Source organism: Clostridium sp. AF37-5 (genome assembly GCF_003477605.1).
In the GTDB taxonomy this organism is placed as follows: domain Bacteria; phylum Bacillota; class Clostridia; order Lachnospirales; family Lachnospiraceae; genus Eubacterium_F.
In genome coordinates, this window is record NZ_QUDR01000002.1 from 193,011 (window position 1) to 207,854 (window position 14,844).

General features: G+C 40.3%; 12 protein-coding genes and 1 pseudogene. 11 read left to right on the forward strand and 2 right to left on the reverse strand.

Annotated elements, in window-relative coordinates; all coding sequences use genetic code 11:
- Window positions 1-32: 32 nt before the first annotated feature.
- Genes DW019_RS02410 through DW019_RS02425 form a run of 4 tightly spaced genes read left to right on the forward strand, consistent with a single transcriptional unit; the run spans window position 33 to window position 2,881 of the window.
- Window positions 33-305, forward strand: a complete 273-nt coding sequence (locus tag DW019_RS02410) for an ACT domain-containing protein (protein ID WP_022376729.1) — start codon at window positions 33-35, stop codon at window positions 303-305.
- A gap of 24 nt (window positions 306-329) precedes the next feature.
- On the forward strand, window positions 330-1,694 hold the full coding sequence (locus tag DW019_RS02415; protein ID WP_118442409.1) for a PFL family protein: 1,365 nt from the start codon (window positions 330-332) through the stop codon (window positions 1,692-1,694).
- A gap of 26 nt (window positions 1,695-1,720) precedes the next feature.
- The gene (locus tag DW019_RS02420; protein ID WP_118442410.1) at window positions 1,721-2,266 is read left to right on the forward strand and encodes an NUDIX hydrolase; all 546 of its coding nucleotides are present in this window, start codon (window positions 1,721-1,723) and stop codon (window positions 2,264-2,266) included.
- Between the two features lie 54 nt (window positions 2,267-2,320).
- Complete coding sequence (locus DW019_RS02425) at window positions 2,321-2,881, forward strand: hypothetical protein (RefSeq protein ID WP_118442411.1); 561 nt, start codon at window positions 2,321-2,323, stop codon at window positions 2,879-2,881.
- Here the strand turns inward: DW019_RS02425 and DW019_RS02430 are convergent.
- A pseudogene (locus DW019_RS02430) lies at window positions 2,876-3,907 on the reverse strand (3-deoxy-7-phosphoheptulonate synthase); the annotation flags it as partial. The gene DW019_RS02425 and the pseudogene DW019_RS02430 sit on opposite strands and share 6 nt — an antisense overlap.
- 160 nt (window positions 3,908-4,067) lie before the next feature.
- Here DW019_RS02430 and DW019_RS02435 point away from each other — a divergent pair.
- From DW019_RS02435 to DW019_RS02460, 6 genes are all read left to right on the forward strand, one after another.
- Window positions 4,068-5,054: an ABC transporter ATP-binding protein gene (locus DW019_RS02435; RefSeq protein WP_118442413.1), complete on the forward strand. Its 987-nt coding sequence runs from the start codon at window positions 4,068-4,070 to the stop codon at window positions 5,052-5,054.
- Window position 5,055: 1 nt separating this feature from the next.
- Complete coding sequence (locus DW019_RS02440) at window positions 5,056-5,955, forward strand: ABC transporter permease (RefSeq protein WP_022376735.1); 900 nt, start codon at window positions 5,056-5,058, stop codon at window positions 5,953-5,955.
- 23 nt (window positions 5,956-5,978) lie between these two features.
- The gene (locus DW019_RS02445) at window positions 5,979-7,517 is read left to right on the forward strand and encodes a GldG family protein (protein ID WP_117479484.1); all 1,539 of its coding nucleotides are present in this window, start codon (window positions 5,979-5,981) and stop codon (window positions 7,515-7,517) included.
- The gene (locus DW019_RS02450; protein ID WP_118442414.1) at window positions 7,517-9,157 is read left to right on the forward strand and encodes a DUF4340 domain-containing protein; all 1,641 of its coding nucleotides are present in this window, start codon (window positions 7,517-7,519) and stop codon (window positions 9,155-9,157) included. The genes DW019_RS02445 and DW019_RS02450 overlap by 1 nt, the downstream gene beginning before the upstream one ends.
- Window positions 9,158-9,244: 87 nt before the next feature.
- A complete protein-coding gene (gene cysS / locus DW019_RS02455) occupies window positions 9,245-10,663 on the forward strand; it encodes a cysteine--tRNA ligase (protein WP_347474399.1) in 1,419 nt (472 codons plus the stop codon).
- Between the two features lie 18 nt (window positions 10,664-10,681).
- Window positions 10,682-11,035 (forward strand): hypothetical protein, encoded by a 354-nt coding sequence (locus DW019_RS02460; RefSeq protein WP_022376739.1) that lies wholly within the window; start codon window positions 10,682-10,684, stop codon window positions 11,033-11,035.
- 55 nt (window positions 11,036-11,090) lie between these two features.
- Here DW019_RS02460 and DW019_RS02465 read toward each other — a convergent pair whose 3' ends face one another.
- On the reverse strand, window positions 11,091-12,068 hold the full coding sequence (locus DW019_RS02465) for an aldolase catalytic domain-containing protein (RefSeq protein ID WP_117479861.1): 978 nt from the start codon (window positions 12,066-12,068) through the stop codon (window positions 11,091-11,093).
- A gap of 168 nt (window positions 12,069-12,236) precedes the next feature.
- Between DW019_RS02465 and DW019_RS02470 the strand changes: the two genes are divergently transcribed.
- Window positions 12,237-14,795: a hypothetical protein gene (locus DW019_RS02470; RefSeq protein ID WP_118442415.1), complete on the forward strand. Its 2,559-nt coding sequence runs from the start codon at window positions 12,237-12,239 to the stop codon at window positions 14,793-14,795.
- Window positions 14,796-14,844: the final 49 nt, after the last annotated feature.

A 14,844-nucleotide genomic window follows, 5' to 3' on the forward strand; every position in this document is an offset into this window, starting at 1 on the left:
AAATAGAAAACTATTTCAGAATGGAGGAAGAAATGAAAAAGACAATAATTACCGTAGTAGGAAAGGACAGCGTAGGCATTATTGCAAAAGTATGTACTTACTTAGCAGAAAACGACATCAATATTTTAGATATTTCTCAGACAATTGTAGATGGATATTTTAATATGATGATGATTGTTGACTTTGCAAAGCTTACAAAATCCTTCGTGGATGCTTCCGAAGAGTTGGAAAATTTGGGCGAAGAAATCGGCTGCGTAATCCGTGTACAGAGGGAAGAGATTTTTGACAAGATGCATCGCTTATAAGGATTAGATTACGGAGGCTTAACTATGATAAATATAAATGAAGTCATTGAAACAAATAAAATGATTGATAAAGAAAATCTGGATGTGCGTACGATTACTCTTGGTATCAGCCTTTTGGATTGTATTGATTCGGATTTGAATAAACTTTGTGACAACGTATATAAAAAGATTACGACGATGGCAAAAGATCTGGTTGCAACCGGAGAAGAAATTGGCAAAGAATTTGGAATTCCGATTGTAAACAAACGAATTTCCGTTACACCAATTGCTTTGATTGGTGGCTCTGCGTGCAAGACACCGGATGATTTTGTTAAGATTGCACAGACACTTGACCGTGCAGCAAAAACAGTAGGTGTAAACTTTATCGGCGGCTATACGGCACTGGTATCGAAAAAGATGACGCAGGCAGATAAAAACCTGATTTTATCGATTCCAAAAGCACTTGCAACAACAGAATATATCTGTAGCTCAGTAAATGTCGGTTCTACAAAGACAGGACTTGATATGGATGCGATTCTTTTGATGGGTAAAGTTGTGAAAGAGACAGCGGTACTCACAAAAGATAATGATTCCATCGGCTGTGCTAAGTTGGTTGTCTTTTGTAATGCGCCGGATGATAATCCGTTTATGGCGGGCGCATTCCACGGCGTAACAGAAGGGGATGCCGTAATTAATGTTGGTGTCAGCGGACCCGGTGTTGTAAAAACGGCACTGGATAAAGTAAAAGGAAAAGATTTTAGTACCGTTTGTGAGACAATTAAAAAGACAGCATTTAAGATTACGCGTGTTGGACAGTTAGTTGCTCATGAAGCATCCAAACGTCTTGGGGTTCCATTTGGCATTATCGATTTGTCGTTAGCACCGACACCGGCAGTTGGAGACAGTATTGCAGAGATTTTTGAATCCCTTGGATTAGAGCGTGCCGGAGCACCGGGTACAACAGCAGCACTTGCAATGCTTAACGATCAGGTGAAAAAGGGCGGCGTTATGGCATCATCTTATGTCGGCGGTTTAAGTGGTGCTTTCATTCCGGTCAGCGAGGATCAGGGAATGATTGATGCTGTAACCGAGGGTGCATTGACACTTGAAAAACTCGAAGCAATGACGTGTGTCTGCTCCGTTGGTCTGGATATGATTGCAATTCCGGGAGATACGAAGGAAACAACGATTGCCGGTATCATTGCGGATGAGATGGCGATTGGTATGGTAAATCAGAAGACGACAGCTGTTCGTCTGATTCCGGTACAGGGTAAAGATGTTGGTGACCAGGCAGAATTTGGCGGACTTTTAGGATATGCACCGATTATGCCGGTAAATCCGTTTGGATGCGATGATTTTGTAACCAGAACCGGCCGAATTCCGGCACCAATTCATAGTTTTAAAAATTAAGGAATATTGGCAGGTGGTGAATCATAATGGAAAAGTTTCAAATTGTGGGTAAAAAACTGGAACATCATGGACATATTTTGGATTTTTATACTTACGAACTCAAAGTGCCAAATGGCAATACAGCTTACTGGGATGTGTTGGAGCACAAAGGGGCTTCCGCCATTATTCCGGTGGATGAGGATGGAAAAATCATTTTAGTACGACAGTACCGCGGTGCAATTGACGATTTGCTGTTAGAAATCCCGGCAGGAGGAAGAGATTCTTTGGAGGAAGATTTTCTTGTCTGTGCAGCGAGAGAGTTAGAAGAGGAAATCGGGTATCGTTCGGATGAGATTTATCATTTGGTGGATTATCACTCAGCTGCTGCCTATACAAGTGAAAAAATTGCGATTTACTATACGGAAAAGTTAATTCCATCGAAGCAGCATTTGGATGAAAATGAATTTGTTCAGATTGAACGCTATTCGCTGGAAGAATTAAATGCGATGATTTTTGGTGGCCGGATTACAGATGGAAAAACCATTGCCGGTATTATGGCATATCAGATGTTAAAACATAAGAATCAGGAATAATACAGGCTTTGTCCACATACCTTGTAAAAGGCACTGCCTGAGAGGAGTGGACATATGTATAAACATCATCGAACAAATCACAGCCGATTGTTAAATAGAGAATTTCTGCAAAAGATAAGTCTCTGTTTTCTAATCGGCTTTTTGTGTGGGGCTGTTTTTTATTACTGTTTTCAAAATTCATTTCGTGAAATTTTACAGGCAACTTTAGAAAATAATACAAAGACATGGACAAAAGAAACTGCGTTTTTCACGGAATGGTTTCGTTCTTTGTGGAATCATGGAAAGTATTTTGCCTTAATATGGCTTTTAGCAATAAGTCCGGCAGGACCGGTGAGTCAGAAGATATTTGTCGTTTATACCGGAATAAGAAACGGTTTTTTATTTGTCTTTTTTTTATATGCCAAAAGTGCATTTGGCGTCATTGTCTACTTTGCCAGTCTGATTCCACAGGTCTTTTTACTGGCGCCGTTATATCTTTTTTTGTTTTATGCGACAACAGAAAACAGGCAGCCAAAGCGAGGAAAAATCACAATTGTTCTTATGATTTTTACCTTTATAACTGCCTGTCTGATTGAAGTTAAATGGAATTTGCCACTGATGAAGAAAATCTTATAAGTGGCTTGCGATTTTATCAATTAAGCGCTCGGTTTCATCCCATCCAAGACAAGGGTCTGTGATGGATTTTCCGTATTCGTGCTCATTGACTTTTTGGTTGCCCGGAAGCAGATAACTTTCTACCATAACACCCTTAACTAATTCGGCGATAGCAGGATTTACCAAACGGCTGTGCAGCACTTCATCCACGATTCTAGGCTGCTCATAGTGTTTTTTGCCGGAATTGGAATGGTTGGCATCAACAATACATGCCGGGTTGTGCAGGTTGAGAAGTGAATATTTCTCATGCAGACGTTCCAAATCTTCATAGTGGTAGTTTGGAATATTCTGTCCATGTTTATTTACGGCACCGCGAAGAATAGTGTGTGCCAATGGATTTCCGTCTGTTGTTACCTCATGTCCACGATACAGGAAAGTATGTGAGGACTGGGCAGCAATACAGGAATTTAACATAACGGAAAAATCACCACTGGTTGGATTTTTCATACCTGCCGGAACATCCATGCCGCTGACGGTCATACGGTGCTGCTGGTCTTCTACAGAGCGGGCACCAACGGCTACATAAGATAAAATATCGCTGATGTATGGCCAGTTTTCCGGATAGAGCATTTCATCCGCAGAGAAAAGGCCGGTTTCGGAAATCGCACGAAGGTGCATCTTTCTCATGGCAATCAAGCCCTCCATAAAGTCAGGTGCTTTTTCTGGGTCAGGCTGGTGAACGATTCCTTTGTAACCCTCGCCGGTAGTTCTTGGTTTGTTTGTATAAATTCGTGGAACAATCAGAATTTTTTCTTCTACTTTTTCCTGCATTTTTGCAAGGCGGGTAATATATTCACAGACAGAATCTTCATGGTCAGCAGAACATGGCCCGATAATCAACAAAAATTTGTCCGATTCACCTGTAATAATTGCGCGGATTTGTGCATCGCGAATTTCTTTTTGTTCTTTCTGCTCCGGTGTTAGGGAGTACAATTCCTGAAGCACTTCCGGAGAGATCACTTCTTTTTTATAATGGAAACTCATTTTCTCATTCTCCTTTGCATCTTTTCACTCTCGTGTATTCTACTCCTTTTTTATGGAAGTGTCAATTGTTCATAATTTCGTAACATTTACATTGTATAGTATGTGGGTATGGGTTTGATTAAGTGAGCCCTTATGGTGAATGAACATAAAGGAGGTTCAAACGTTGATTAAAGTAGAACATCTGGTAAAGCGTTATGGTAATCGAAATGTAGTGGATGACCTGACTTTTACCGTTGAAAAAGGACAGATTGTTGGCTTCTTAGGACCAAATGGTGCCGGAAAATCAACAACAATGAACATGATTACCGGTTACATCTCTGCGACAGAGGGCACGATTGAGATAGATGGTGTAGACATATTTGATGAGCCGGAGAAAGCGAAGAAAAAAATCGGATATCTTCCGGAGATGCCGCCGCTTTATCCGGATATGCTTGTTAGAGAGTACTTAAGTTTTGTCTGTGATATAAAGAAAGTAAAAAGAGATAAGAAGGATGCTATGATTTCTAAAGTCATGCGCCGTGCGAAAATTACGGATGTATCGGAGCGTCTGATTAAAAACTTATCCAAAGGTTACAAACAGCGTGTGGGAATTGCCGGCGCGATGGTTGGCGACCCGGAAATCCTTATTTTTGATGAACCGACGGTTGGACTTGACCCAAAACAGATTTTGGAAATCCGCGATTTGATTCGTGACTTGAGCGAGAAGCATACGATTTTGTTAAGTTCCCATATCATGCAGGAAGTTAGTGCGGTATGTAATGAGATTATCATTATCAATGAAGGTAAGATGATTGTCAAAGATAAACCGGAAAACATTTCCGCACACATTGAGCAGACGCATGAACTGACGATGGAGATTAAGGGAAATAAAGAATTAGTCCGCAGTATTTTATCGGGCATTGAACATATTACAGAATATAAAGTGACCGATTCTGAAGACGATGAAATCTGTAAAGCTATGGTTATTTCTGAGGCAGATTCGGATATCCGTGAGACGGTCTTTTATGCGTTGGCTGAGAATAAATGTGCTATTTTAGAAATGCATACGAAGGAGCCTTCTCTTGAGGAAACCTTCATTCGCCTGACCGGAAATGGCAGCCGTCAGATGGCGGAGCGAAACAGCCGCAGAAGAAAAAAGGAGGGAAAATAAGATGAGAGCGATTTATAAAAAGGAATTAAAGTCCTATTTTACATCTGCCATTGCGTGGGTGTTTCTGGCGTTTTTCTTGGTGCTGACCGGATTGTTTTTCTTCCTGTATAATTTGTCCGGTGGTTCGCTGAACTTTTCTACCGTTTATGGAGCCATTGAGATTTTCTTTATTCTGCTCCTGATTCCGGTACTTACGATGAAAAGTATGGCGGACGAGAAACATCAGAAAACGGACCAGTTGTTATATACGTCACCAATTTCGATTAATAAAGTCGTACTTGGAAAATATTTAGCGTTAGTTACATTATTTGCAATTGGTCTTTTGATTGTGTCACTTTATCCGATTATTTTACAGAATTTAGTGCGCAGCGTAGCAGAAGAGGGAAGTACTTCTTACACGGTAAATTATGCGGTTGCTTATGGCAGCACGCTTGGCTTCTTTTTGATGGGATGTGCTTACATTGCCATTGGCGTGTTTGTTTCTTCTTTGACGGAGAGTCAGGTGATTGCAGCCGTTGCTATTGGTGTTATCAATATTTTCACGATGCTGATGACAAGTCTTGCAAATATGCTTCCATCCAGTAAAATTTTTATGGTATGTTTCTTCGCAGCCTTAATTGTTTTGCTGGCATTTGCCTTGAATTTTTGGATTCATAACAAATGGGTTTCGGCGCTTGTTGGACTTGTGGCTGAAATTGTCCTGTTTGTTTTGTATTTCTTTTTCTCATCCCATTTTGATGGTTTGCTGTACAACGTGTTAAGTGCGATTTCATTTACGGACCGGTACACAAACTTCACATATGGTATTTTGGATGTGAGCGCGATGTTATATTATGTGAGTGTTAGTTTTCTGTTTGTATTCTTTACGATTCAGAGAATTAAGAAACAACGCTATAATTAGGATGCGTGGAAAAGGAGGATATCATGAGCAGGAATAAAAATGAAAAGAAAAAATTTGCAAGCCGTAAATTTAAGATGGGAAGTTTTCAGACAATTACGATGGTAATTGTGCTTGCCGTAGTAGTGCTTGTTAATGTTGTAATTGCCAGAATGAACTGGTCAAAAGATATGAACTCGGATTATTTGTATTCCCTGTCATCCGATACGATTTCGTATGTCAAAGGATTAAAGGATGACATTACCATTTATTATTTGGTGGAAGATGGACATGAGGCACAGACGAGTTCTTATACAAAGACGATTAATGTCGAGAATATCATTAAACTTTACGATGGTTTGGGAACGGTGAAGGTTGAGAAGAAGAACCCGGTTCTTTATCCGAACTTTGCGAAAAAATACACAAGCGAGAGTGTGCAGGATAATGACATGATTGTGGTGAATAACAAAAACGGAAAATCACAGTATTTGTCATTTCAGAGTGATATGATTGAAATGACGTATGACACTTCTTCCGGTTCTATGGAGCAGGTTCCAAAATCCTTGAAGTTAGAGTCGGCAGTTACGTCGGCAATTCAGAAAGTAACATTAAAAAATACAAAGAAAGTTTACGTGGGCGGCGGTCACAGCATGCAGTCCTTAAATGATGACTTTACAGAACTTCTCTCGAAAAACGGATTGGAGAAGGAAGACTTTGATTTGACGAAAAATACAAAAGTGCCGGATGACTGCAGCTTGCTTATTTTGTACAGTCCTGCTGCCGATATTACAGAAAACGAGTATAAGTATCTGAGTACTTACTTGAAAAATGGCGGAAAGGCAATCTTTTTGCTGAATTATACAGTGGATACACCGTACTACAATAAGCTGTTAAAAGATTACGGCATTAATGTCCAGTCCGGTTATGTACTTGATCCGGATAATTACTTTGCTTCTTATGGAAGCAGTGCCTATATGCTTTTGACACCGCAGGTAAGTAAAGACAGTGATTTGACATCGGATTTGAGCACAAAAGACGTTCTTTCCTGGTACAGTAAAGGAATGACGGCAGATAAGAAAGTGCGAAGCACATTGACTGTTCAATCGGTTTTGACGACATCGGATAAATCCTATGCACGCAAAATCAGTGATAAAGAAGATACACAGGATTTGGAGAAAAAAGACAGTGACCAGGCAGGACCTTTCAGTGTAGCGATGACCGCAGAAGATAAATATGCGGAAAATACAAAGGGTGAAGGCCATGCAACGAAGATTTTTGCGATTGGTTCCGTTGCCTTTATGGATGTGCCAAACAGCAGTTATGGCTCAACAACAAGTATTATCGGTACCCAGATGGCAGAGCAGTACAATAACCGTGCAATTTTAGTAAACGCCCTGAAGTGGCTTGTCGGTGATGGCGGAGATGAGATTAAAGTATTAAATATTCCGGATCGCTCCCTCTTAGAAGAGACAGTACAGTTAAACTCCGGTGATATTACCTTTTGGACAGCTTTGCTTGTTGTAGTTCTTCCACTTGCCCTGCTGCTTTGCGGATTCCTGATTTGGAACCGAAGGAGGAAAAAATAATGTCAAGTAAGAAAAAGAATGCCATTACGATGATTGCCCTTGTGGTGGTACTGATTATTTGTTTGGTCCTTTATTTTGTGATTCCACGCGGTAAATCATCAGACAAAGATGCAGACAGCAGTTCGACAAGTGAATCGAACTCAACGGATTCCGGTTCGGACAATGCCAAAATTACATTGGATACCATTACGTCTGATAACATTTCTTCGATTACCTTGACAAAGAAAGGTAAACAGGCGTGGAAACTTTCCCAGAAGAAAAAGGGGACATGGAAGATTGACGGAAAAGAAAGTGCTCCGGTATCGGATGAGACGATATCTTCTATGGTAAAAAATGTTAATCCTGTGAAAGCAACACAGAAGTTTTCAGCTAAATCCGGAAATCTTTCCGACTACGGTTTGAAAACACCGGCATTTACAGTTGCGATTGAGACAAAAGACGGCGCTTCCTATCAGTATCAGATTGGAAGTGAGGTGCCAAAATCAGATATGGGCTACTACGCAAAATGTTCAGGACATGATGAAATTTACTGCTTGAATACCGCGATGATTACGGCATTTAACGTAGATGAGATTAGTTTCATCAAGATGGATACACTACCTGAAATTGATGATGATTATTTGACTGCATTTTCTGTAAAGAATAAAAAAGGCAATGATTTTGCAGCAAAAAAGGTGACGGATGCAGAAAAAGTTGATTTTTACTCTAATTGGAATATTACGGCACCGTATGCGAAACCACTGGCAACCAGTCAGTCGGAGTGGAGTTCAGTGCTTGGTTACTTTACGGTTCTGAAATATGAGAAAATGGTGGAGTATGACTGCAAGAACCTTAAGAAATACGGACTGGATTCGCCAAATTCTGCGATTACGGTAGATTTCTACCAGCCAAAGGATGGTTATACACCGACAGCTACGGCAACACCAAATGCTATGGTGTCCGATTCGTCTTCGTCCTCATCCTCTTCGGATGCTTCCTATATCATTCCGGAGAACAAAAGAATGTATAAGTCGTTAAATCTTTTGATTGGGAAAAAGACAAAAGATTCGTATTACGTCTGTGAAAAAGGAAGCCGGAATGTGTATACGATGAGTTCGGACACGATTGAAAAGATTACAAAACTTGATGCCTATACCAATATGGACCACTGTGTGTATTCTGTACTTGCGACAAGCATAAAAGGATATGATGTCACATACGGCAATACAACACTTTCTGTAACACGTAAAACCGTGAAAAAGGATACTTCAAAGACAACTGCAACACCGACTGCTGCGACAACCGAAAGCGGAACTGCAGTTAATAATGCAACGGATAGCAGTGTGAAGAATATCTGGACATTAAATGGCAAGAAGATTTCAGATGATGACGAGAGAGACTTCTTATCGCCGTATTCACTTGCTTATCTGCTTGAGTATTCCGGAAAAGCGGATAATAAAGTAAAACCAAAGAGCAGTAAGCCGGTCCTCACAATTGTGTACCACGAGAATAACCGTGATGTAACTGTTCGTTACCTGCCTTATGACGGAATTAACTTTTACCGGGTAGAGAAAAACGGCATGGATTATTTCCTTGTCGATAAATTGTCGGTAGACGATATCATTAAAAAATTTAAAGGCATTGAAAAACTGGCAAAATGATAAGATTCATAAAAAGCACTTGAAAAATGTTCAGGTGCTTTTTATAATGGAAGAAAAGCAAAAAGTTAGAAAGAGAGACAAAGAGCAATGATGGATATCAAAACGTATTTATATAATACTTTGACAAAGTCAGTGGATGAGTTTGTGCCAAACGAAGAAGGAAAAGTTGCGATGTATACCTGTGGACCGACGGTGTACCATTTTGCACACATTGGAAATCTTCGCAGTTACATTATGGAAGATGTACTTGAAAAATACCTGCGTTATGTTGGCTACGATGTAAAACGCGTCATGAATATTACGGATGTCGGACATTTGACAAGTGACGGTGATACCGGGGAAGACAAGATGCTAAAGGGAGCGAAAAGAGAGCATAAGACAGTTATGGATATCGCCCGCTTTTACACGGATGCATTCATGGCTGACTGCGAAAAGTTGAGCATCAAACGTCCGGATGTTGTAGAACCTGCGACAAACTGTATTCCGGAATTTATTCACATGATTGAGGTGCTCTTGGAAAAAGGATATGCTTATATTGCAGGAGAGAATGTGTACTTTGATACCTCAAAATTGGATAATTATTATGTTTTATCTTCTCAGAATGAAGAGGATTTGCAGGTTGGTGTCCGCGAGGATGTTGAAGAAGATACAAATAAGAGAAATAAGACAGACTTTGTTCTTTGGTTTACCAAATCGAAGTTTGATAATCAGGAATTGAAGTGGGACAGCCCTTGGGGTGTTGGTTATCCGGGATGGCATATTGAGTGCTCCTGCATTAGTATGAAACATTTGGGAGAATATATGGATATTCACTGTGGTGGTGTCGATAACATTTTTCCTCACCATACGAATGAGATTGCCCAGAGCGAGGCCTATATCGGTCATAAGTGGTGTAATTACTGGTTCCATGTCAATCATTTAAATACGAAGAATGGGAAAATGAGTAAGTCAAAGGGTGAATTTTTGACAGTTTCTCTTTTAGAGGAAAAAGGATATAATCCGATGGCATACCGTTTCTTCTGTTTACAGTCACATTACCGCAAGCCGCTTGAATTTTCGTGGGATGCACTGGATAATGTAGTAAGTGCGTATGATAAGTTAGTAAAGAGAATTGCCAATCTATCAACAGATGGAGAAGTGGATACGGCTGCGTGCGAAGAATGGAAGATGAAATTTGCAGAGGCACTTTCTCATGATATTAACACCAGTTCGGCAATTACTGTTTTATATGATATGTTAAAGGCAGAACTTTCGGATGCTTCGAAACGTGTGTTAGTGCAGAGCATGGATGAAGTACTTTCTTTGCAGCTAGAGAAAGCGTGGGAAGAAAAAGAGGCAGATGTGGACGATGAACTGGCTTCTTATGTTGAGAAAAAAATAGAAGAGAGAAAAGAAGCAAAAAAAGCAAAAGATTTCGCAAAAGCTGATGTAATCCGCGAGGAATTGCTGGCAAAAGGGATTGTGTTAAAAGATACCAGAGAAGGTACTTTCTGGGAAAAACAGTGATAGGAAAGGATGGATGATATGAAAAGGAAATTAGTGAGTCTTTTCTTGAGTCTTTCGCTTATGGTTGTAAGTGTGACGGGATGTCAGTCAGATTCTGTTACGGAGGAGACCAAAAAAGAAGTGCAGACAAAGAAAAGCCAGGTGTTATCGTTATACAAGGAAATTGAGACGATGATTCAGAAAAATCACATTGAGGCAGATGCTGATTTTGCAAAGATGAAAGATAAACTTACGTCGATGTCAAAAAAGGTAGATGAAAAGATTGAGGATACGACAGAAGAGGATGCAAAACAAGCCATCACAGAGTTAAAGCGATTAGAAACAAATTTGCAGCAAACAAAGAAAAATGTCGAGGCACACATAGCAAAATAAAAAATCAAAAAAAAAGGGGCATATCAAAGGATATGCCTCTTTTTGAAATCGGAGATCAGTCTTTATCACCTAATTCTAAGTAAAAGTTAAGAAAGTCAGTGCGTTTTTCCTTTGTTGCCGCAATCGCAGAACGCGGGTGACGGTTCATCTGACCGGTCAAAAGATAGGGAATGTTATATCCCCAGACAACACCGGACTCTTTTAAGGGCACGATATGTTTTTCCAAAAACTTAAGAAGCGGAATAATATCATACTTAGGATTTTTCAAAAATCCTAACAACTGCTCGCTGGCACAGTTTCCGGCACCGCGGCCCATGCCGTTTACAGTGGCGTCTAAGTAGCTGACACCCCTAGTAAGAGCGGTGATTGTGTTGGCAAAGGCTAACTGCTGGTTGTTATGTGCATGTATACCGGTAAATTTACCAGTATTTTCAGCTGCCTCCAAATATTGGTCAGATAAGTCATCAATCTGCTCCATATAGAGAGAGCCGTAACTGTCTACTAAGTAAATACCATCGACTTCGCTTTCTCCAATCAGCTGCAGTGCTTCTGTGATTTCTGATTCCTTTGCGTTGGAAATCGCCATAATGTTAATCGTTGTTTCGTAGCCCATATTTTTGCAGTGTCTTACCATATCAAGAGCTGCCGGAATGGTATTGATGTATGTTGCAATACGAACCAGATCAATGACACTTTCCTCACGTGGGATAATGTCACGTTTGTAATTGCATCGGCCAACGTCTGCCATAACAGCAATTTTCATATCCGTATCGTTGTCACCAACGATGTTGCGAAGGTCAGCCTCTTCACAGAATTTCCATGGTCCGAAATCTTTCGGGTCAAAAATATCTTTGGATGCTTTATAGCCAAATTCCATATAATCTATGCCAGCTGCAACATTCGCAGCGTATAAATCACGTACAAAATCTTCCGTAAAACGGAAATCATTCACAAGTCCTCCATCCCGAAGAGTAGCATCTACCACTTTAATATCCGGGCGATAAGAAAGCAAAGAACCTCTTTTCTTTGACATTTTCGTGTACCTCCTTTGTAATTTTATCTTCCCTGCCTATTGTATCAGAAAATTCATAGAAAGAAAAGGATTTCTTATTGCTATTTTTTCAAATACAAGGTAAAATATATTGTTGTAACATCCAATAACAGATGTTGAGAAAGCATAGGAATATGGAGGATGATGAGATTGAAAAAATGGATTGCTTTATGGAGTGCACTATTGATGATGATAAGTATTCTGCCGGTGATGCCGGTTTCGGCAGAGGAAGTTTCGGCACTTGAGCAGGCAAAACTTTGTATTGATACTATATTGACTGCTGCACCTGCGCCGGAAGATTACACATTTTCGGAAGAACTGGCAGATGAAGTGGATAAATTAGGAAAATTACTTCAAACGGGGCTTAGCACATCTGAGATTGACACATTGGATGCGTATGTTGCCACAAAGACGACATCGGAGGTACCGGGAGAGGATGAGACAACAACAGAGACCGTTACCCGTTATCAGTCCGTGCAGAAATTCTATCAGGATTATGCCGATGCACAGAATGCGGCATTAGAGGAACTGGCAGCACCGATTCATACAGCAGTAGATGCCATGTTAGCAAGGCCTTTAACAAGAGAAAATTATAAGACGGCAAGTGAGAGTTATGCAAATGCTTCTGCTCACATAAAAGCGGCAGTGGATGCGGATGATGTGAATGCACTGAATCAGATTCGCGAACTTTTGGAACTGGTAGACAGTGCAGATCGCGCATTTTTACGAATTGAAATGCTAAAGGCAGATGCTTCTGCCGGTGATTATAACTTATTTTTAGAAGATGTTCAGTCCGCAAAAACAGCCTATGGATTGTATGAAAGTAAATTTGCGGAACTCCGCCGTTATACAAAATATGCAGACTGTTTAATCAAAGCAATGAAAAATTCCTTGTTTGAAAATTACGAGAAATATGAAAAAGCAAATATTATCGCAGACGTTGAGCAGGCATATGATGATTTAGGTGTCTATGATGTTCTTGACGATACCGTAAAAGAAAAACTGGATGTATTGCAGGATGCAGTAGATGCCGGTGCGGCCAGCAATTTTTCACTTTCGGTTTACGACTATTACCGTGGAGAGGCAATTCAGTATGTGCTGACTCAGTACCGCAACATTGAGACCTTTGAGGAAATGATTGCATTGACCTCAGAAACGCCGAAGAATAAAACAGAACTTACCGCGGCACTTCGTGCTTACCGCTACTACAATCAGGAACTTACTGCGGATGAGCAGGATTTGGTGGCACCTGAACTTGTGAAAAAGATGAACAATGCCGTATTGTTAAATACAAACTGTGAGGAAGTAAAAAAACAGATTACAGATATTGGTACGGCAGCGTCGGATGATGAATTTGAAGATTTCACCAAACGTTATGAGCAGGCATACAAATCCTATCGTTTATTTGTTAATTCTTACAGCGGAATTTGTGATATATCGGATTTGATTTCGAATCTGTCAACACTGGATGAAGCAACCGACCGTTTGGAAATGCTTAAAAGTATTCGACAGATTGAAGAGACGGAAGATGCTTTAATGTGTTCGAAGAAATTGCAGATTGAGAGTCTTTTAAATGCATATGCGTCTTTGGATGAGGACAAACAGGCAGCTATTTATAATATTGATTCTCTTCGTGAGATTAATGCCGATGTACAGGTGGCAAGTGCCCTGCGTATTCAGGTTGATACACTCCGGAGCGGAGAGGGCGGTTATTCTCTGTTAGATGAGGATACGGTGAAAAAACTCCGCGCAGACTACGAGCAGATGACGGATCGTCAGAAGAGATATTTTGGAAGCTCTTATTTGAATCAGTTAGAGGCTATTGAGAGGCAGTTAGATGCAGAAAATATGAATGCAGCACTCCGTGTATCCTCATTGATTAATCAGATTGGTACAGTGAATGCAAAGGCAAAGGACCGCATTGAGAGTGCAAGAAAGGCCTATGATGCGCTCAGTGAGGCACAGAAAGCTTATGTGGCAAATTTGACTACATTGGAAACAGCGGAGACGTCACTTTCAAAATTGGAGTTCTCCATTGCGAAAGCGACAGTATCTTCCCTTGGAAGCTATCGTTACAGCGGAACTGCTCTGACCCCTTCGTTTACTGTTTCGTTAAATGGAGTTAAGCTTGTGCAGGATTTGGATTATTCCGTAACCTACTTATCAAACAAAAATGTTGGTACTGCAAAACTAGTGATTTGTGGCAAAGGTGTTTATACAAATTCACTTACGAAAACCTTTACCATTCGTCCGGAGACAATGGCAAGTGCGGTAATTACTGGATGTAAAGCAAAATACAGTTATACCGGAAAACAGGTGAAACCTTTGATTCAGGTTGTTTGGAATGGTAAGATTTTGAGGAACAATACCGATTATACATTACTTTATAAAAACAATAAAAAACGTGGATCTGCCGGCATTGTTGTCACTGGAAAGGGCAATTATTCCGGTACATTGACGGCTTCCTTTACGATTGTCCGTGCCTCTGTGAAAAAAGCAAGTGTTACCGGCTTGAAAGCAGTTTATGCACGTACCGGTAAGGCTGTTAAGCCGAAAGTAACGGTAAAACTTGGCGGAAAGAAGTTAAAGAAAAAAAGAGATTACATTCTTTCCTATCGGAAAAACAAGAAAAAAGGTACGGCACTTCTTTATATAAAAGGTGTTGGCAATTATTCCGGTACGAAAAAAATGAAATTTAAGATTCGTTGACCGATAGTACAAAAGATGGTACAATGAATTTTGATATGCACAATATATA